Source organism: Methylocystis sp. (assembly GCF_051062815.1).
GTDB lineage: Bacteria > Pseudomonadota > Alphaproteobacteria > Rhizobiales > Beijerinckiaceae > Methylocystis.
Map to the genome: position 1 here is coordinate 1 of NZ_JBPFDU010000095.1, position 17,577 is coordinate 17,577.

General features: G+C 63.2%; 20 protein-coding genes and 2 tRNA genes. 7 read left to right on the plus strand and 15 right to left on the minus strand.

Features of this window, described 5'->3' with window-relative positions; translation table 11 throughout:
• Window positions 1-221 precede the first annotated feature (221 nt).
• Both ACR65W_RS19595 and ACR65W_RS19600 read left to right on the plus strand, forming a co-directional pair.
• On the plus strand, window positions 222-494 hold the full coding sequence (locus ACR65W_RS19595) for a helix-turn-helix domain-containing protein (protein WP_434503033.1): 273 nt from the start codon (window positions 222-224) through the stop codon (window positions 492-494).
• 753 nt (window positions 495-1,247) lie between these two features.
• Window positions 1,248-1,631, plus strand: coding sequence for a hypothetical protein (locus tag ACR65W_RS19600; protein ID WP_434503035.1), 384 nt, complete (start codon window positions 1,248-1,250; stop codon window positions 1,629-1,631).
• A 70-nt stretch (window positions 1,632-1,701) separates the two neighbouring features.
• On the opposite strand, the gene ACR65W_RS19605 is transcribed toward ACR65W_RS19600, so the two are convergent.
• The 6 genes from ACR65W_RS19605 to ACR65W_RS19630 form a co-directional block, all read right to left on the minus strand.
• Complete coding sequence (locus ACR65W_RS19605) at window positions 1,702-2,205, minus strand: hypothetical protein (RefSeq protein ID WP_434503037.1); 504 nt, start codon at window positions 2,203-2,205, stop codon at window positions 1,702-1,704.
• Window positions 2,206-2,506: 301 nt separating this feature from the next.
• A tRNA-Thr gene (locus ACR65W_RS19610) sits at window positions 2,507-2,582 on the minus strand.
• A 72-nt stretch (window positions 2,583-2,654) separates the two neighbouring features.
• A complete protein-coding gene (locus ACR65W_RS19615) occupies window positions 2,655-3,467 on the minus strand; it encodes a TrmH family RNA methyltransferase (RefSeq protein WP_434501526.1) in 813 nt (270 codons plus the stop codon).
• Entirely contained in the window at window positions 3,464-4,330 is an 867-nt protein-coding gene (locus ACR65W_RS19620) for a 4-(cytidine 5'-diphospho)-2-C-methyl-D-erythritol kinase (protein WP_434501525.1), read from the minus strand. The genes ACR65W_RS19615 and ACR65W_RS19620 overlap by 4 nt, the downstream gene beginning before the upstream one ends.
• Window positions 4,331-4,378: 48 nt before the next feature.
• Window positions 4,379-4,453: transfer RNA gene (locus ACR65W_RS19625), tRNA-Gly, on the minus strand.
• A gap of 134 nt (window positions 4,454-4,587) precedes the next feature.
• Window positions 4,588-4,752 carry a hypothetical protein gene (locus ACR65W_RS19630; protein ID WP_170162507.1) on the minus strand — a complete coding sequence of 55 codons (165 nt, stop codon included), beginning with the start codon at window positions 4,750-4,752 and terminating at the stop codon, window positions 4,588-4,590.
• Between the two features lie 315 nt (window positions 4,753-5,067).
• Here ACR65W_RS19630 and ACR65W_RS19635 point away from each other — a divergent pair, with 315 nt between their 5' ends.
• Window positions 5,068-5,616, plus strand: a complete 549-nt coding sequence (locus ACR65W_RS19635; protein ID WP_434501524.1) for a cupin domain-containing protein — start codon at window positions 5,068-5,070, stop codon at window positions 5,614-5,616.
• Between the two features lie 3 nt (window positions 5,617-5,619).
• On the opposite strand, the gene ACR65W_RS19640 is transcribed toward ACR65W_RS19635, so the two are convergent.
• Together ACR65W_RS19640 and ubiG are read right to left on the minus strand one after the other, a co-directional pair.
• Window positions 5,620-6,267 carry an invasion associated locus B family protein gene (locus ACR65W_RS19640; RefSeq protein WP_434501523.1) on the minus strand — a complete coding sequence of 216 codons (648 nt, stop codon included), beginning with the start codon at window positions 6,265-6,267 and terminating at the stop codon, window positions 5,620-5,622.
• A 75-nt stretch (window positions 6,268-6,342) separates the two neighbouring features.
• Window positions 6,343-7,113, minus strand: coding sequence for a bifunctional 2-polyprenyl-6-hydroxyphenol methylase/3-demethylubiquinol 3-O-methyltransferase UbiG (ubiG, locus tag ACR65W_RS19645; protein WP_434503038.1), 771 nt, complete (start codon window positions 7,111-7,113; stop codon window positions 6,343-6,345).
• 260 nt (window positions 7,114-7,373) lie between these two features.
• On the opposite strand from ubiG, the gene ACR65W_RS19650 reads away from it, so the two are divergent.
• The 3 genes from ACR65W_RS19650 to ACR65W_RS19660 all read left to right on the plus strand — a co-directional run bounded on the left by ACR65W_RS19650 (window position 7,374) and on the right by ACR65W_RS19660 (window position 9,630).
• The gene (locus ACR65W_RS19650) at window positions 7,374-8,606 is read left to right on the plus strand and encodes an aspartate kinase (RefSeq protein WP_434503040.1); all 1,233 of its coding nucleotides are present in this window, start codon (window positions 7,374-7,376) and stop codon (window positions 8,604-8,606) included.
• 81 nt (window positions 8,607-8,687) lie between these two features.
• Window positions 8,688-9,119 (plus strand): hypothetical protein, encoded by a 432-nt coding sequence (locus ACR65W_RS19655; protein WP_434499249.1) that lies wholly within the window; start codon window positions 8,688-8,690, stop codon window positions 9,117-9,119.
• A gap of 130 nt (window positions 9,120-9,249) precedes the next feature.
• Complete coding sequence (locus ACR65W_RS19660) at window positions 9,250-9,630, plus strand: DUF2267 domain-containing protein (protein ID WP_434499250.1); 381 nt, start codon at window positions 9,250-9,252, stop codon at window positions 9,628-9,630.
• Between the two features lie 3 nt (window positions 9,631-9,633).
• Here the strand turns inward: ACR65W_RS19660 and murJ are convergent, their stop codons facing one another.
• The 3 genes from murJ to ACR65W_RS19675 form a co-directional block, all read right to left on the minus strand.
• Window positions 9,634-11,163, minus strand: a complete 1,530-nt coding sequence (murJ, locus tag ACR65W_RS19665) for a murein biosynthesis integral membrane protein MurJ (RefSeq protein ID WP_434499251.1) — start codon at window positions 11,161-11,163, stop codon at window positions 9,634-9,636.
• A 41-nt stretch (window positions 11,164-11,204) separates the two neighbouring features.
• Window positions 11,205-11,621: a hypothetical protein gene (locus ACR65W_RS19670; protein WP_434499252.1), complete on the minus strand. Its 417-nt coding sequence runs from the start codon at window positions 11,619-11,621 to the stop codon at window positions 11,205-11,207.
• Between the two features lie 82 nt (window positions 11,622-11,703).
• Entirely contained in the window at window positions 11,704-12,666 is a 963-nt protein-coding gene (locus ACR65W_RS19675) for a glycosyltransferase family 2 protein (protein ID WP_434499253.1), read from the minus strand.
• A gap of 91 nt (window positions 12,667-12,757) precedes the next feature.
• Between ACR65W_RS19675 and ACR65W_RS19680 the strand changes: the two genes are divergently transcribed.
• Window positions 12,758-13,642 (plus strand): ChbG/HpnK family deacetylase, encoded by an 885-nt coding sequence (locus tag ACR65W_RS19680; RefSeq protein ID WP_434499254.1) that lies wholly within the window; start codon window positions 12,758-12,760, stop codon window positions 13,640-13,642.
• Here the strand turns inward: ACR65W_RS19680 and ACR65W_RS19685 are convergent.
• The 4 genes from ACR65W_RS19685 to ACR65W_RS19700 all read right to left on the minus strand — a co-directional run bounded on the left by ACR65W_RS19685 (window position 13,636) and on the right by ACR65W_RS19700 (window position 17,552).
• On the minus strand, window positions 13,636-14,382 hold the full coding sequence (locus ACR65W_RS19685; protein WP_434503042.1) for a class I SAM-dependent methyltransferase: 747 nt from the start codon (window positions 14,380-14,382) through the stop codon (window positions 13,636-13,638). The genes ACR65W_RS19680 and ACR65W_RS19685 overlap by 7 nt on opposite strands.
• Window positions 14,383-14,532: 150 nt before the next feature.
• A complete protein-coding gene (nadC, locus tag ACR65W_RS19690) occupies window positions 14,533-15,384 on the minus strand; it encodes a carboxylating nicotinate-nucleotide diphosphorylase (protein ID WP_434499256.1) in 852 nt (283 codons plus the stop codon).
• Window positions 15,381-16,925, minus strand: coding sequence for an L-aspartate oxidase (locus tag ACR65W_RS19695; RefSeq protein ID WP_434499257.1), 1,545 nt, complete (start codon window positions 16,923-16,925; stop codon window positions 15,381-15,383). Before ACR65W_RS19695 ends, nadC begins: the two co-directional genes overlap by 4 nt.
• 6 nt (window positions 16,926-16,931) lie before the next feature.
• Window positions 16,932-17,552, minus strand: a complete 621-nt coding sequence (locus ACR65W_RS19700; RefSeq protein WP_434499258.1) for a DUF4202 domain-containing protein — start codon at window positions 17,550-17,552, stop codon at window positions 16,932-16,934.
• Between the last annotated feature and the right edge of the window lie 25 nt (window positions 17,553-17,577).

A 17,577-nucleotide genomic window follows, 5' to 3' on the forward strand; every position in this document is an offset into this window, starting at 1 on the left:
GCGCGCCGCCTTGGCCTTCTTCCATTCAGCGGCCAGCGCCTTGGCGAGCCATTCTCGATAGGAGCCGCCGACGGATTGAACGCGCCAGCGGGCCATGAAGTGCGCGGCCTTCATGATGGCGGAGCGGTTGAAGCTGGATGACATGGCGGCGGCCCTTGTTTAAATCTCTAATGTAATATATTTTGTCTAATCCATAGGTCGAAGTCAAGAGAAAACATCTAATGTCAGATAAATTAACTATCAGCCCGGAGCAATCCCGAGCCGCACGGGCGCTGCTTAATTGGTCTCGGGGCGAACTGGCGAAGCGCTCAAGCGTGTCTGTGGCGACGCTCGCGGACTTCGAAGCTGGCAAGCGCGCGCCATACGACAGGACGCTCGTTGATGTTCGCGAGGCATTGGAGAAAGCCGGCGTCGAGTTCATCGCCAATGGCGTTCGCTTGATCGCTGAAAACGACACAGTGCGGCACGCGACAAAATCAGAAAACTCTGACTGAGATCAGAAAAAGCTGATTAAATATCAACTGCTTATGAAACATTTTCGCTTGCGTGATTGGCGATTCTGTTGTTCCATCATCAGCGTGAGCTTGAATGTGGACGATGAGGAACACGACGATGGAACACGCAGAAAGGGAATGCTTCGCGATCATCCGCGCGAAGGTCGAGGCTTTCGGGAACGATGGGTGGCTTGAAATCGAGTTGGATGGGAAAACCGTGCGCTTGCCGCTTAGCGACGTGCGCGAGCTTCAATTCATCAGCGCTGCGGAGTGATGTTCCCGCTCGCCATAGGCTCGATGCGAAAGCGTCGGGCTTTATGGCGGCTCAGGATCGCGCCAGGCTCGCGCCGTCGCCCGCCGCAAAGAGATTTACGAGATTCTGCACCCGGAGACGAAGCGCCCCAACGAAGGTGGCGCATTTCGAGGGAACCAACATACAAAAAATGTGGTCTCGGCAAAAAATGCCGAGACCAGCTTCACCGCCGCTACCGCCAAGGCGACCGGCAAGGCTGAGCGCGATCTTGGCGTCAATCGAGACGCGCGGTTTTTTCAATCTGCCTTGACTTCTGCGCCGCTTATGTCACCTTGATTTTAGGTCACGCGAGCGGCGACCCCCGCCAGCAGCGATAGAGTCCAGAGACGAGCGCTTTCGAGCCAGTGTCCAGAGACGGAATCCAGTCAAAGAGGGGCCGTGACCTTCCTCCTATCTCACCAATCGAACTACGTCCGCAGGGACGCGAGGAAGGTCAGGTCGTGTATTTTCAAGATCACAACGACGATGCCCGCATAGCCGTTTTTAAGCGCTCAGTGGAGTGCAATCCGGCCAATAGGCATATTTATAAGGACAGCGCTCTCGCACTCGCGAAAACGCTCGTTGAGGCCAGGCGCGCTATGGCTGTCGCCGAAGGGCTTGAAGTCATCGAGGAAGTTCTTTGCGAGCGCGTCTTCAATGATGTCAACGCATACGTCGCTTCGTTCATACCCATGGGCGAAGACGACGATTTGCGTGGAGCCTTCGAGAACATCGCTTGCAACTGCTTCGCCGACAACAAAATCTTCGCTGACGAAGCATACTTCGAGCGCCTCGACGCGGAGCTTGAGAAGTTCAGGCGCGAAGAGTTGAGCTTGTTCGTCTGACTGCGGCTCCGGTCGCAAAAGAGCGCCCCGACCGTGGATGTAACGGCGGGGCGCTCGCGGAGGGGCTGCATTAAGCGGCGTTGCTGCGCCAGCTACTTGACGCGGCAAGCGCGTTGCGAACATCTGATAGCGCCTTGTTGACTGCCGTGACTTCGTGTTGCTTGTAGGCCAGACCATCCATCACGCTGGCGCGATCTTCGCCCCTGTAGCTGCCGCAGTCATAGCCTAGGTCTGCATCTTCAACCTCGGCGGCAATTTTTTCGAGGTAGACACGCGCAGGAGTCCCCTTCTCAAGGTCATCTGCCACCACATGGCTTGCGGTCGAGTTGGTGATAAGCCACATGGCGAGGGTTTTTTGTATTTCGAGGTTTGCCGTTTCGTCGGCGAGATTCGCAGCGATCATCGGCTCTATATCTGCAAGGCCGCGCCGAATCAGAAAGCTGAAAACATCGTTGATGCTGGAGCCTGGGCTGAGGATGGAGACGCCATCCTTCCACACGTAGATTTTCGTTAGCGCCTTGGCCGCGTCCTTCAGTTCCGGAGCGATCCGTAGGGCAAAGTTAGAGGTAGCCAATTCAGTTCTCCTGATATCGCTTGATTGCGATAATATCAATTCTGATATGTGATATCATGTATGTCAAGTGATATTGTTTTGAGAGGCAATGCAGACGCGCGCCATTCGTGCCAAGCCGGCGATGACGGACCCCGAGCGATGCGACGATTGGCGGGCTGACGAGACGCGCTCTTGAAAATTGCGGAGCGCAGCGGCAGAGCCGAGCGCCCCGACATCGCACGCCGTGCTTATCTGGTGCTTATTCGCTGTCGTGGCCCGCGTCAAAACATCATCGGAACAGCGATTAACTATCTGATTTCATTGGTGCCGGTTGCAGGATTCGAACCCGCGACCTACTGATTACAAATCAGTTGCTCTACCAGCTGAGCTAAACCGGCCCGTGGCGTCATCGAGGCGCATCGCGCGGCTTCTCTATGCGTCCAAGCCGGCGGAGAGGTCAATCCCGGGCTTTATCCGAGCCGCGTTGTCACCACGCTCAGCGCGGCGGCGCAGGCGTTCGACACATTGAGGCTCTTGATCGGCCCGGGAAGATCGAGCCGCGCGACGGCGTCGCAGCGTTCGCGCGTGAGGCGCCGCAATCCCTTATCCTCGGCGCCGAGCGCGAGCACCAGCGGCTTGGACAGCGGAATGGTCGAGAGCGATTCGGCGCCGTCCGAATCGAGTCCGACGCGCGCATAGCCGCGCGCGGCGAGGTCGTCGAGGGCGCGCGCCAGATTGACGACGGCGACGATCGTTACGAACTCCAGCGCGCCCGAGGCCGCTTTGGCGAGGACGCCGGAAAACTCCGGACTATGCCGTTCCGTGACAATCACCGCGTCGACGTTAAAGGCGCAGGCCGTGCGCAGGATCGCCCCGACATTATGCGGATCGGTGATCTGGTCCAGCGCGAGCACGACGCCGCTGACGCTGACGATGTCGGAAATGTCCGCTTCCGGCAGCGGCCGCGCTTCGAGCAGCAAGCCTTGATGCACGGCCTCGGGACCGAGCCGCCGCTCGAGATCGCGCGCGTCGACGAGGCGCGGCTCGAGTCCCGCCGCCAGCGCGAGCTCATTGATGCGCGGCAGCGCGGTTTCGGTCGCGTAAAGCGTCAGCAGCTTGCGCTTGCGCGCCGTCAGCGCGGCGCGCACGGGATGAGCGCCGTAAAGTGTGACGAGGTCGGGCGAGGCGGAGCGGAACGGGCTGCGCGTCTCGGACTTTGCGACCGTCGCGCGCCGGCCCCTCTCATGCGCGCTGCGGTCCTTGGGCGGCGGCCGGCGGGTCATCTCAGCACGGCCGTCTTGACCCACCATCCCGGATGCTGGGCGCGAATGACGCTGGCGGCGCGCACAGCCTCGCGCCGCGTCGAAAACAGCGCGAAGCATGTCGCGCCCGAGCCGGACATCCGCGCGAGCCTGCAGCCGCGGGCGCCGCGTAACATGGCGAGCGCATCGACGATCACGGGCGCCTGCAGACAGGCGGCGTCTTCGAGGTCGTTGCGCCCTTTCGCCAGCGCCGCAAGGAGTTCGTCCGCGCTTGGCCGGGCGGCGATGTCGGCATGCGCGGCGCCTTCCCGCAACGCGCCAGGTCGCAGTCCCAGCGCGGCGAAGACCGGTCCGGTCGCCACCGGCGCGCCGGGGTTGATCAGCACGGCCGGCAGGAGCGGCAGGCGAATCGGTTCGCCGAGCGTTTCGCCGGCGCCGCGCATCATCCGCGCGCGCGGGTCGAGGCAGACCGGCACGTCCGAGCCAATGGCGCGCGCGATCTCGATGAGGCGCGGGTCGTCCGGCGCGAGATGATTCGCCTTGGCCAAAAGGCGCAGCGCCGCGGCGGCGTCCGACGAGCCGCCGCCAATGCCGGCCGCGACAGGCAGACGCTTCTCGAGTCGAAACCGGCCGAGTCGCAGGCCGCTAATCTCTTCGGCGAGGCATCGTGCGGCGCGCAGCACGAGATTGTCGTCGCCGGCGCCTGCGGCCGAGGAGGTGGGGCCCGAAATCTCGAACGACAGCGCGTCGCCCGGCGTGAGGGACAATGTGTCTCCCGCGCCGGAAAAGGCGACGAGGCTTTCGAGCGCGTGGTAGCCGTCTTCCCGACGGCCGAGGACATGAAGCGTAAGATTGATTTTCGCGGGGGCGCGCGTCGCCAGCATCTGACCCCGGTCTCCGCAGTGGGGACGAATTTGCGGAGCGCGTTGAATTGGAGCGGGCGAAGGGATTCGAACCCTCGACCCCAACCTTGGCAAGGTTGTGCTCTACCCCTGAGCTACACCCGCATCCGTAGCGCCGGTTATGCGTAACGCCGAACCGTCGCGGCGTCGTTATGCCGGAAACGAATTTGCTTTGCAACTGGCGCGACGCCCCGGCGTCGACGCTCCGGAAGGGACGGCTCCCGGAGCGTCGCGACGTCTCACTCGATCATGCGCGCCGTGTTGCCGGTGTTTCCGGTGATGTTCGCGCTGTCAGGCGAGATCCAATGCGGAACCCAGGTAAGAGCGACGATGACGAAAGCGGTGAAGCCGATCAGATACACGAGGATCTTGCCGACTTCGCCGTCGTGAACATTAACGGCCATTTGCCTCTCCCATTTTGTGTTGTTCGGCTTTCGCCGGAAGGACAGGGACGGCGACGGATGATGCAGCGATGAAAACCGCCGCCGTCCACCAGGACAGCTACAGGGGGACTGCCATGGCTGGGCGTAGTCTGCGGAAACGGTGCACGGAAACAAGGACCACAGACAGTATTTCTGTTGGTCAAATACTTGGTATCATGAATTTTATACTTGGTGGACCCAGGCGTCGCCCGATGCGCCGGAAGGCCTGCCGTTCGGCTTGCCCACATGTTATCGAATTCTCCGCCATCGCCATTGGCTCAAACTGGAGGGTCCGCCATGTCCGAAGCTCTGAGCCATGAAGACATCGTCGATCTGCTCGCGCTCGAGCCTAATGCGACATGCGGCTTCGTCCGCATCACCTATACGAGCAGGCTGTCCTTTGGCGCGGACGCCTTGCCGCCGCCCTTCGCGCGCAGCGGGCCAGTGGGTTCAGCGCTCTACTTTCTGGTGACGCCGCACGCGCCGGTTCGGCTGCACCGAATTCGCAACGATCAGCTCTATCATTTTTATCTGGGCGATCCGCTGGAGCTGTTCATGCTGCATGGCGACGGCTCAACCGAGCGCGTGGTGGTTGGACCGGATCTGCGCGCCGGCCAGCGCGTTCAGCTGCTGATTCCCGGCGACACATTTCACACGGCGCGGCTTCTGGGCGGCGGACGCTGGTTTTTCGGCGCCAGCACCGAATGGCCGGGCGTCACGCCTCAGGACGTTGAAATCGGCGATCTCGATCAACTGGCGTCGAAATATCCTGGCGTGGCGACGGAGATCCGTTCAATCGCGGCGTCGGTCAAGAACGATCCGATAACGGCAGTCCGGCCGCGGTAGGATCTACTTGCACTCCTGGACGGCGCGGGCGAGCGCGTCCGACAATCCCTTGAGCGAATAGCTGTCGGTGGTGCTTGTCCCTTTAGACGAAGCGGCCTTGACGACGAGCTTGGCGCCGCCGCGCATCGCGCCGACGAATTCGCGCTCCCGCGACTGATCCTTCACCCAGGCGTTCGTTCCCTTGGTGATCAGTTCGTAGCTCTCGCCGTCGATGTCGGCGATCGCAGCGGAGCCGTCCTTGGTCGGATAGCCCAGATTGATCGCGACTTCATTGTGGATATTTTCCACGGGTCGCGTCGAGATAAAAATGTAGGCGGAGGTGTCTTTGAGCTTCGCTTTCGGCGCCCGCTCCTTGGGCTGTCCGAGCGCATAGCAGGTCCTGCTGCGCCCGCTCTGGGCGGCGTAGGCGCCCCATTCCCCATAGCTGCCGAGCTGCTCCGGCTTGTCGGAGCCTTTGTCGGCCGGTTTCTCGGCTTTTTCGTTTTTTGTCGGCTTTCGCTTGTTGGCTTTGGCGCTTGCGTCCTCGGCCGGGGCGTCCTCGGCGCCCGACTTGGGCTTCGCTTCGGCAGCGTTAAAAGCGAAGGCGATCGCCAGTCCGATGGCGACGACAGTGACGAAAAGACGGGAGCGCGTGCGAGAATCTCTAAGCATAGGCTCAGATTTTACCGGCGACGGCGGGCGCGAACAAGAGCTTCAGCGCGTTCTCGCTCCTCGGCCGGCCCGAGCCTAGCCTTCTTTTCGAGCCGCCATCAAGTAATTGACGTCCGTATCGTGGCTTTTTCGCCAGCTTCTGGTCAGCGGCTGGAAGCTCATGCCGACACGGTCGATCTCCCGCATGCCGCTGTGACGCACCCATGACGAGAGCTCGTCCGGGCGGATGAATTTGTCATGGTTATGGGTGCCTTTCGGCACCCAGCCGAGCACATATTCGGCGGCGACGATGGCCAGCAGATAGCTTTTCGTCGTCCGGTCGATCGTCGCCAGAAAGAGCAGCCCGCCGGGCTTCAGCAGCCGCCCCAGCATGGCGACGAATTCCCGTGGCCCTTCCACATGCTCGATGACCTCGAGCGCCGCCACCGCATCGAACTGCTCGCCGGCCGCGGCGAGGTCTTCGGCGGTGATATTGCGATAATCGATGTCCAGCCCGGACGTTTCGGCGTGCCGTTTCGCGATGGCGATGTTGTTGGTCGCGGGGTCGACCCCGGTCACATGAGCGCCGAGCTGAGCCAGCGATTCGCTCAATATGCCGCCGCCGCAGCCGATATCGGCGATGCGCACGCCCTCCAGCGGTCGGTCTCCGGGCGCGTTTAAGGCGCTGGCGTCATGTCGGATGAACCGGCGCACGTGATCGCGGATATAGGCGACCCGAATGGGGTTGATCTCATGGAGAATCCCCATCTTGCCGTTCTTGTCCCACCAGAGTTCGGCCAGGCGGTTGAAACGCGCGACGTCTTCGGGATCGACGCTGGCGGAGTGGGGAGCGGACTGTTGGGGCAAGAGGAACCTCGCGAAATTTTTGAGAAGTTAATTCCCCTGTCCTCGTCCTTCGAGACGCCGCCTGCGGCGGCTCCTCAGGATGAGGTCAGGGAATGATGCGAAAGCTCCTCATCCTGAGGAGCGCGCGAAGCGCGCGTCTCGAAGGACGAGGAGCTTAAGCAAGATTCCTTGGCGCGACCGCCGTTGACAGGTCCGCCGACGCGGACACATATAGCGCCGCTTCCTGTGGGACGCGAGCGCCTCGCCCATTTTCGGTCTTCATGTCACGCCTGGTTATGAAATTCGGCGGCACCTCGGTCGCCACCGTCGAACGCATCCACAATGTCGCGCGCCATGTGAAGCGCGAGGTGGATGCTGGACGTGAGGTCGCTGTGGTGGTCTCGGCGATGGCCGGCAAGACCAATGAGCTGGTCGCCTGGTGCAAGGAGGCGGCGCCGCTTTGCGACCAGCGCGAATATGACGCCGTCGTCGCCTCGGGAGAACAGGTGACGGCCGGCCTCCTCGCGATGGCGTTGCAGAAGGCGGGGATGCCCGCGCGCTCCTGGCTCGGCTGGCAGGCGCCGATCTACACCAACTCCACGCATGGCGCGGCGCGAATCGAATCGATCGACGGCTCGGGCATCATCCAAGGCTTCAGCCGCGGTGAAGTCGCCGTCATCGCGGGCTTTCAGGGCGTGCACCGTGAAACCGGGCGGATCACGACCCTCGGACGTGGCGGCTCGGACACAAGCGCCGTCGCCATCGCGGCGGCGATCAAGGCCAAGCGCTGCGACATCTATACGGACGTTGACGGCGTTTACACCACCGATCCGCGCGTCGTGCCGAAGGCGCGGCGCATGGACAAGATCGCTTTTGAAGAGATGCTGGAAATGGCGTCGCTCGGCGCGAAGGTCCTACAGGTGCGCTCGGTCGAGGTCGCGATGGTGCACGGCGTGCAGACCTACGTGCGCTCGTCCTTCGACGATCCGGAAAATCCGGGGCAGGGGACGCTGATCTGCAACGAGGAGGACATTGTGGAAGCCCAGGTCGTCACAGGCATCGCCTTCTCGCGCGACGAAGCGCAGATCACGCTTCGGGGGGTCGCCGACAAGCCGGGCGTCGCGGCGGCGGTGTTCATGCCCTTGGCCGAGGCGGGAATCAACGTCGACATGATTGTGCAGGTCGTCTCCGAGGAGGGCATGACCGACATGACCTTCACCGTAGGAACCGCTGATTACGAGCGCGCCTTTGCAATCATCGAAAAGGTCAAGGACGCGATCGGCTTCGCGAGCATAACTGGCGAAAAGGACGTGGCCAAGATTTCCGCGATCGGAATCGGCATGCGCAGCCACGCCGGCGTCGCCGCACAGGCGTTTCGCGCTCTGTCACAGAAGGGCGTCAATATCCGCGCCATCACCACGTCGGAGATCAAATTTTCCGTGCTGATCGACGAGGCGTATACCGAACTCGCCGTTCGCACGCTGCACTCGCTCTACGGCCTCGACGCCGCTTAGTTGGGCGGTATAGCCACGCTTGAAGGCCAGCGTCGCCGCGACATCTACCGCAACCACAATGGTTCGCGTGGAGGATGTCCCATGGAAGAGCTTACCAGTAACGTCGTCTCCGAGACGAAACTTGATCCGACGGTCGCCAAAGCGGCGCTCGGCCTTGTGCTCGGTTTTCTTCGCGACAAGGACACCACCGGCAATATGCAGGTAATGATCACGAAGATGCCGCGCGCGCAGGAGGACATCGAGGCCGCGCAGTCGGTTGGCGACGGCGGCGTCACACAGGTCATCGAAGGCATGACGAGCTTTATCGGCCACGGCCGCGCCGATGTGAACATTCTTGCCGGACAGCTTGAAAAGCTCGGAATCAGCGAAGCTCAGACCGATGCTTTGGTGCGTGAAGTCGTGAAGCGCGCCGAAAATATCCTTGGCGCCGAGGGCGCCGAGAAGATCAGGAATATTCTGCCGGCCCTGCGTGAGCGTACCGACTCGCCGACGGATCTGCGCAAACGGGCGTAACGGTCTGGCTGACGCGCGTTGCGCGCGCGTCAGCCCTCCGGCGGGCATATAAGCGCAATCGGAACGCTTGATTTTCCTTCCAGTCGCGGCGACAGTCCGGCTCTTTCGGTTTGCGAAGGGGAGGCCTGCAATGGATGAACTGGTGGCGCGCGTCTCGGCGGCCCTTGGCGTTGACGCAGAGGTCGCCAGGACCGCGGTGGGTCTTGTTTTGGGATTTCTTCAAAAGGAATCGCGTGACGGCGCCGTATCGGAGTTACTCGCTCAGCTTCCCGGCGCCCCTGAGGCGATCCAGTCCGCCGAATCCGCGGGCGGCGGAAGCGGGCTTGCGGGCTTGATGGGGGGCATGGGCGGGTTGATGGGCCTTGCCGCCAAGCTGAACGGCGCCGGCATCGATATGGGCCAGATTCCTACACTGGGTCATGAGATTTTCGGCTATGCCGAAGAGAAAGTCGGGCCGGAAAAGTTACGGGAGATCGTCGATTCGATCCCAGGCATAGCGCAGTTCGTTTGATCCCTATCGTCTGAGGCTTGCGATTGTCACGCCGCTCGCGCGCAGCGCCCCGAGAAGGACGCCCGCGTAGACGAGCGCGCCGACGACGGCGATCGCGGTGAGCGCGACGAGATTGGCGAGAGCGCCGAAATGCGCGCCAAGAGCCAAGGCGGATGAACGCCCGAAAATGGCGACCGCGGCGAGAAAGGCGCAGGCGACAAATGTCGCGCCGAGCGTCTTCACGAAAACGGCGTCGAATCGCATTCCTTTCTGGGCGAGCGCGAGTCCGACGAGCGCGGCGAGGTTGATCCACAATCCGACGGACGTCGCCGTCGCGAGCCCGACCGCCCCGAGCGGTCGAAACAGCACGATCTTCAACGCGACATTCGCGGCGAGCGCCGCCAACGCGACGAGCATCGGCGTTCTTGTGTCGCCGCGCGCATAGAAACTCGCGCGCGCCGACGCGATCAGCACGAGCGCCATGAGACCGGCGCCATAGGCGGCGAGCACGTCCCCGGCGGCGTAGGCGTCGGCCGCCGAGAATTTGCCGCGCTGGAAGAGTCCCGCGACGATCAACTCGGGGATCGTGTCGAAGGCGATAAAAAAGGGCGCCGCCAGCGCGACGGTGAGCGCCATGGTTCGGCTCTGCGCGTGAAGCGCGCCCGCCTCATCGCCCGCCGCGAGCCGGCGGCTCATCTCCGGCAGCAGCACCGTGCCGGCGGCGATGCCGATCACGCCGACGGGAAGCAGATAGAGCCGCTCCGCATAGGAGATCGACGACACGCCGCCGTCGGGAAGCATCGATGAGAGAATTGTGTCGGCAAGCACGGCGATCTGCGGACTGGCCGCCCCGATGATCGCAGGCCCCAGGCGAATGAAGAAATCGCGCACGCGCGCCCAATGCGGCCTGCGCAAGCGCTGCAGGACGCCAATGCGCCGCGCCTGCCACATCAATAGTCCGAGCTCCAGAACGCCGGAGATGGTAATGCCCCAACTCGCCGCATAGCCGGCGTTTGGAAAAAGGAAGGCGACGGCAAGCGCCGCCATCACGGAAAGATTCATCAGAACGGGGGCGAAGGCTGGAAGCGCGAAGCGGCCGCGCGCGTTCAGGACGCCCATGTGCAAGACGAAGAGCGTGATGAAAAGCAGATAGGGAAAGGTGATGCGCGTCAGATTGACGGCCAGCGCGAATTTTTCCGGCCGGTCGTCGAGGCCCGGCGCGATCAGAGAGACAAATTGGGGAGTCAACGCCCATACGATCGCGAGCAAGATGATCTGCGAGGCGAGGAGCAGGGTGTAGACTTCGCCGGCGAATTCCTCGGCCGCCGCGTCGCCCTTCTGCTCAATCGCCATTGAATAGGATGGAACGAAAGCCGTACTGAACGCGCCTTCGCCAAAGATCTGGCGAAAGCTGTTGGGCAGGCGCTGGGCGATGAAGAAGGCGTCCGAGACGGCGCCCGCGCCCATGATCGCCGACTGCACGGCGAGCGAGAGAAATCCCGTCACGCGCGAGAGCAGGGTGAAGCCGCCGACCGAGAGCAGATTGCGAATCATCGCAATCGTCCTAGCAGGATTTGGTCAAGCCTGCGCTCCCATCAGTGCTGCGGGCAGTGCAGGGAGTATCCGCCAGTGATCGTGGCAAGCTCGTCGCCTTCGCCCCGAGACCAGTGGATGTTGGCGCTGCGTCGGCATTTGTCGGAAATGTCGGCCTGGCGTTCGTATGTGGCGACGTCATTGTCGGCGTCGACCGTGAACCCGTCGCTGCGCAGCTCATCAATGAGATCGTCGACTTCCGTCGAACCCAGGTGAAAGCGTTTGGCGAGCCGCGCCTGGAAGAGCCGCTGGTCGGCCTCGGTTTTCGATTCGGGCAGGCCCTCGAGCAGGGTCGGCAGCGAGGGGGGCGCCACGAAGCGCCACATGCGGACGCCGAATGCGCCGAATAGCGCGACGACCGCAGCCGCAATGATGATGTTCCTGCCGCGCAGTAGCGAACGGCCCGCATCGGTGCTCATGGATTCACGCCTCGTCCCCTGTGTGCAGTTGCAGCGCGTGACGCATCTGCGAAAGCCCGCCCGCTTTCAGTTTGTCGACGCCCTACTCGCCCGCTTTGCCGTTGGTTGCTTCGTTCTCGCCCAGCCTCTCGGCGACGAGATAGAGCGGCCTTCCCTTTACCTCATTGAAGATGCGGGCGACATACTCGCCGAGCACGCCGAGCGAAATCAGCTGAACGCCGGAGAAGAAGGCGATCGAGACCACCAGAGTGGGGAAGCCCGGCGTATCCACGCCAAAAACCATGGTGCGGGCCCAGTAGTAGCCGGCCATGGCGATCGCGAAGGCGGAGATCGCTAAACCGACATAGGTCCACACCTTGAGCGGAATCGACGAGAACGACATCAGCCCGTCGAGCGCAAATCGCGCAAGCTGAACGAAATTGAATTTTGACGTTCCGCCGGCGCGGCCTTCCACGTCGAAGGGCACGCCGATCGATTTGAAGCCGATCCAGGCGAAGAGCCCCTTATTGAAGCGCGCGCGCTCGCGCATCGTCAGCAGCGCGTCGACCGCCTGCCGGTCGAGCAGGCGGAAGTCGCCGGCGCCCGGCGGCAGGCGCACGTCGCCAAAGTTCTCCAGCAAACGGTAAAAAACATGAGTGAACGCTACGCGCAGCTTGGGATCGGTCGCTCGGTCGATGCGCTCGCCGTAGACGTTCTTATAGCCTTCCCGCCACTTCTGGATGAATTGCGGGATGACTTCCGGCGGGTGCTGCAGGTCGGCGTCCATGATGATAACGGCGCGTCCCAGCGTGTCGTCGAGCCCGGCGACGATCGCCACCTCCTTGCCGAAGTTGCGGGAAAGCGACAGGGCGCGAAAGCGCGGCTCCTCGGCGCAGAGGTCGCGTAATATCTCCAGACTCCCGTCGCTGGAGCCGTCGTCGACGAAGATTGCTTCATAGGAGACGTCGCATGCGTCAACAGCCAAGGCGAGTCTGGCCGTTAGCGAGCGAAGATTTTGCGCTTCGTTGAAGATGGGGATCACGAACGATAGATCGGGCCTGTTCATGGCGGCGTTTAAACCAATATTTATAGGCGGAGCATAGGATTAACAGGCGCAGCATAGGCGAAGTCGCCTGGGCGGCGCAGAGGAGCGGGCGATGGTTGATAACCAGATTGTTGCGGTATGCGCGGACGATTACAGCCTGTCTTATGGGGTTAGCGCCGGCATTTTGGAAGCGCTCGACGCGGGGAGGCTCACTGCGGTTTCGGCTTTGGTGAATGGTCCCCGCTGGCCCGCCATGGGGCTAGAGCTGTCTCGCCGCAGTCGAAACGCGGACGTCGGCCTGCATTTCAATCTCACCCTGGGGCGGCCTCTCACGTCGATGCCGAAGTTCGCGCCGAATGGAGAGTTTCCCCCGCTTGCCAAAGTTGTGCAGATGGCTTTCGGCCGGCGTTTGCCTATGGACGAGATCCGCGCTGAGATCGATCGGCAGTTCGACCGGTTCGAAGCGGTGATGGACCGTCCGCCGGACCATGTCGACGGCCACCAGCATATTCACGTCCTTCCTGGGATCAGGACGGCGCTGCTTGACGCGATGGAGGCGCGAAAGCTCGGCGGCCGGGCCTGGGTTCGCGACGCCGGGGATGGCTTACATCGCATTCTGTTGCGCGGCATCAACGCCCGCAAGGCGCTCTCCGCTCTGTCGCTGGCCAGCGGCTTTCGCCGGGAGGTGCGCCAGCGCGGCTTCGGCGTCAACGACGGCTTCGCGGGATTCTCGGATTTTCACCCGAGCTTTGATTATGCGAGAATCTTTCAAAGCTATCTTCGAGCGCCTGGCCGCAGACATCTCATCATGTGCCATCCAGGCCATGTCGACGAAGAGCTGTGCAAGCTCGATCCGGTGACGATCACGCGTGAGCAGGAGCTTGCTTTCCTGCTGTCGACGCGACTGCCGGAGATGCTGGAGAAGCGCGGCCTGCGTTTGGGTCGTCTGTCGCAGGCGGACCGGAACCTAAGCGCCGCGCAAGCGGCGCCTCAGTAGATCCCTTCGAAGGAGATCGGCGCCCGTTTCTTGCCGTCCTCCAAATAGATGTCTTTCAAAAACGACGCGCGTCGGCGGTTGAAGGCCTGCAGCCACCAGCCGTCGCCCAGCGGATCGAAGACCGGCGCGTCGGTTCGGCGGAAGATCGCGGTCGAGCCGACAAACTCCACCTTTTCGAACATGTGATCTTCGCTCAGGAAATCCGCGAGCCGGCTAATGGTTGGAATATGAATGTCGTCGACGACGAGCAGCCCGTCCGTCTTCAGGTGCGGATAGAAGTAATAATATTCGAGCTCGGGGAACGGAAAGCCGTGCGGACCGTCGATCAGGACGAGGTCGTAGCGACAATGGTCTTCATGTCGCGGCAGCGTGAGCTGAGTTGGCCCAAAGACAAGGTCGAGACGGTCCGGACGCGTCGCGGGACAGTTCATGAAATAGTCGACGCTGGACGCTTTCTGTCCGCGATCGTCAAAGCAGAAAACCTTGTGCCGTTCGGCGATGCGCGAAAGAAAGATCGTGGATTTTCCGCAGCCCGTTTCGGCCGAGAAGATCTCGGTCCCGGTCAACAACCGCTCGATGCGCAGCAAGGTGCGCAGGGGCATCGAGCCCGCGCTGTGGGCGAAGCCGAAGGCGCGCTCATAGTCGCCGATTTCGGCGGCGATATTTTTGTCGCGCGTCGCCTGGGCGCGCAGGGGCGACGGCATTGACGAGAGGGGAGAACTCCACAGCCTTCGCCGCACTCGATTGATCAGTTTGCGGGCGAAGAATGAGGGCATGGCTCAGGATGTTTCTCGAGAGTCCGCGGAACGCTTGACGGCTTATAGCAGCGCGCGCCTCGACAAGGAAGCGGTCGGCCGCAGCCAGCCGCTTTATCCCGGCGCCGAATACTTTCAAACGAATTCAATATCTAAACCGAAATCGAAGACCGGCGCGGAGTGCGTCAGCGCGCCAACAGAAATAAAGTCGACGCCGGTTTTCGCTATTTCCGTCACGCTGGCGAGCGTGACGCCGCCGGAGGCTTCACAGATCATGCGGCCGCCGACGAGCGCCACGGCGCTGCGCAGATCGTCGAGCGTCATATTGTCGAGCAGCACGGCGTCCGCCCCCTCGTCGAGGACCTCGCGCAGCTGGTCGAGCGTATCGACTTCGACCTCGATTTTGACGAGATGGCCAATATTCCGCTTGGCGGCTCTGAGCGCCGGGATGACGCCGCCAGCGACGGCGACGTGGTTATCCTTGATGAGCACGGCGTCGTCGAGGCCGAAGCGATGATTGACGCCGCCGCCGCATCGCACGGCGTATTTCTCCAAGGCGCGCAACAAGGGCGTGGTTTTGCGCGTGTCGCAGATTCGCGCGGACGTGCCGGCGACGGCGCTGACGTAGCGCGCCGTGAGCGTGGCGACGCCGGACAGCCGGCCAAGAAAATTGAGCGCAACCCGCTCGGCGGAAAGAATGGGCCGGGCCGGGCCGGAAATGATAGCTGCGAGCGTTCCCGGCTCGACGCGGGCGCCATCGGCCGCCTGCGCTTCGAAGCTGATCTGACGATCCATCAGCGCGAAGGCGGCGCGCGCCGCCTGAAGTCCGGCGACCACGCCCGAATCGCGCGCGATAATCCCCGCCCGGGCCTGCGCGCTCGGGAGGATGGTCGCCTGCGTCGTGACGTCGCCGGCGCGGCCCAAATCTTCGGCGAGCGCGGCGCGAACCGCCTCCTCGATCAGCATCGGGGGCAAATCGGGGATCATGACTCAACCTCGTCGGCGACGCGCAGGACGGCGTCGAGCGTCGTGAGCGAGCGGCGCGCGAGCGCGGGGTCCGGCTGCGGAAAGTCGGAGCGGAAATGCGCGCCGCGGCTCTCGCGTCGTTGGAGCGCGGCCGCCGCTATGAACAGACCCGTCGTCAACATATTGCGCGCCTCAATATCGCTCGTTCGCGAGATCATGCGCCGGATCGACCGTACCGCGACCGCGAGCCCGGCGCCGTTGCGGATGACGCCCACATTCGCCGACATCAGATCGCGCAACTCTTCGACGACCGCGAAATCACGATCGCGCGGCACTGGCTCGAGGCGCTCCGCCTTCGGGCGCCATTCGACCGGCAAGAGCGGCGTCGCGAGCACGTCCGCAGCGACGCGGGCGCCGAAAACGATCGCCTCGAGAAGAGAATTGGACGCGAGCCGGTTTGCGCCGTGAACGCCGGTCGAAGCGACTTCGCCGACCGCCCAGAGGCCATCGAGCTTCGTGCGCCCGCGGTCGTCAGTCCAGACTCCCCCCATATGGTAATGCGCCGCTGGCGCGATCGGAATCAGTTCGCGCGAAGGATCGATCCCGGCGCTCATGCAACTTGCGTAAACGGTCGGAAAGCGCGCCGGGAATTCGGCGCCGATGGCCGAACGGGCGTCGAGAAACGCGCCCTTTCCAGCCTTGATGCTGGCGAAGACGCCGCGGGCGACAATGTCGCGCGGCGCAAGCTCTCCATTGGAATCGATGTCGAGCATGAAGCGTCGGCCATCCCGATCCACGATCGTCGCGCCCTCGCCGCGCAGAGCCTCGGTCGCCAGCGGCGCCGGATCGGCGTCAATGTCGATCGCCGTGGGGTGAAACTGAACAAACTCCGCGTCAGCGATCAGCGCGCCCGCCCGCGCCGCCATAGCGACGCCAATGCCGCGCGCCTCCAAAGGGTTGGTCGTGACCCGGTACAGATGGCCAACTCCGCCCGTCGCGAGGATGAGCGCCGCACAGGGCGTCTCGTGGATCATGCCGGCGTTGTCGCGGGCGCGAACGCCAACCGCGCGACCCCCGCGCACCACGATCTCCTGCGCGGAATAGCCTTCGACGATGTGGATCGATGGGGTTCTGGCGACTTCCTTGGCCAGAATGTCCATGATCGCCCGCCCGGCGACATCGCCCTGGACACGCACGATGCGCCGACGCGAATGCGCCGCCTCCTGGGATGGAAGAAAGCCGCCGAGCGCCGACCGATCGAAGGGCGTTCCCATCGCCGCGAGATCTTCGACGCGCGCGCGCGCTTCTTGCGCCATGCCGAGCGCGATGTCGCGTTCGACGAGGCCGCCGCCCGCCGCCACCGTGTCGTCGGCGTGGCTTTCCGGCGTGTCGCCTTCTTCGACGGCCGCGGCGATGCCGCCCTGCGCCCAAAAGGACGAGCCGCTGTATCCGACGGGCGTCGGCGCGAAGATCGCCACGGGCGTCGGCGCCAGTTTCAGCGCGCAGAACACGCCTGCGAGCCCGCCGCCGACGATGAGGATGGGAGGCAAATTCTCGCGCATCGACGCCTAGTCGACCGCGACTGCGGCGAGCCGCGCGAGCGCGGCGGCCTCACGGGCGATCGCCGCTTCGACCAGGCTGCGCGCGCGCGGCGGCAAGGGCAGGGCGAGGGCCGCCGCATGACCCTTGGGCGACATTTTGCACAATGTCTTGCCGAGAATGTCGACGAGCTTGTCGTCGGCATAATCCCGATGCTTTTCCAGAAATTCGTCGAAGTAATGCTCGAGAAAAACAATCGCGGCGATGTTTTCGAGCGCCTGCGACTCCGGGTCTTTCTTGAGCTGTTCCTTACGGATCAGCGCGCCGACATGCGCGACGGCCGCTTCGTCGTAGCCATGCGCCCGCATGATCTGCGCAGCAAGATCGGCGTGGTGGATGCGGCAGGCGCGCCGCCAGTCGTTGTAGCCGCGACGGCCTTCCTCATAGGTCGTGCGCTCGATCTCCCAGCGGCGCAGATGTTGCGCGCGCGTCGCAATCTTGAGGAGATCGGAGGCGTCGGGGTAGAGCGCGGCAAGCCGAGCGCTCATGCGCTCGGCGTAGACCTGCTCGAAGGCTCGGCCCTCGACGCGGCGCGGATCGTCGGCATTGGCGGCGTCGATGGCCGCAATCGTCGCATCGAGCGCCAGCATTGTCCGCCCTGTTCAAGTCAGGCCC

Coding starts and splice junctions, on each gene's coding strand:
- ACR65W_RS19595 (WP_434503033.1), top strand. CDS start 222: ATGTCAGATAAATTAACTATCAGCCCGGAGCAATCCCGAGCCGCACGG.
- ACR65W_RS19615 (WP_434501526.1), bottom strand. CDS start 3,467: ATGACCCGCCGGCCGCCGCCCAAGGACCGCAGCGCGCATGAGAGGGGC.
- ACR65W_RS19620 (WP_434501525.1), bottom strand. CDS start 4,330: ATGCTGGCGACGCGCGCCCCCGCGAAAATCAATCTTACGCTTCATGTC.
- ACR65W_RS19630 (WP_170162507.1), bottom strand. CDS start 4,752: ATGGCCGTTAATGTTCACGACGGCGAAGTCGGCAAGATCCTCGTGTAT.
- ACR65W_RS19635 (WP_434501524.1), top strand. CDS start 5,068: ATGTCCGAAGCTCTGAGCCATGAAGACATCGTCGATCTGCTCGCGCTC.
- ACR65W_RS19640 (WP_434501523.1), bottom strand. CDS start 6,267: ATGCTTAGAGATTCTCGCACGCGCTCCCGTCTTTTCGTCACTGTCGTC.
- ACR65W_RS19650 (WP_434503040.1), top strand. CDS start 7,374: ATGTCACGCCTGGTTATGAAATTCGGCGGCACCTCGGTCGCCACCGTC.
- ACR65W_RS19655 (WP_434499249.1), top strand. CDS start 8,688: ATGGAAGAGCTTACCAGTAACGTCGTCTCCGAGACGAAACTTGATCCG.
- ACR65W_RS19660 (WP_434499250.1), top strand. CDS start 9,250: ATGGATGAACTGGTGGCGCGCGTCTCGGCGGCCCTTGGCGTTGACGCA.
- murJ (WP_434499251.1), bottom strand. CDS start 11,163: ATGATTCGCAATCTGCTCTCGGTCGGCGGCTTCACCCTGCTCTCGCGC.
- ACR65W_RS19670 (WP_434499252.1), bottom strand. CDS start 11,621: ATGAGCACCGATGCGGGCCGTTCGCTACTGCGCGGCAGGAACATCATC.
- ACR65W_RS19675 (WP_434499253.1), bottom strand. CDS start 12,666: ATGAACAGGCCCGATCTATCGTTCGTGATCCCCATCTTCAACGAAGCG.
- ACR65W_RS19680 (WP_434499254.1), top strand. CDS start 12,758: ATGGTTGATAACCAGATTGTTGCGGTATGCGCGGACGATTACAGCCTG.
- nadC (WP_434499256.1), bottom strand. CDS start 15,384: ATGATCCCCGATTTGCCCCCGATGCTGATCGAGGAGGCGGTTCGCGCC.
- ACR65W_RS19695 (WP_434499257.1), bottom strand. CDS start 16,925: ATGCGCGAGAATTTGCCTCCCATCCTCATCGTCGGCGGCGGGCTCGCA.
- ACR65W_RS19700 (WP_434499258.1), bottom strand. CDS start 17,552: ATGCTGGCGCTCGATGCGACGATTGCGGCCATCGACGCCGCCAATGCC.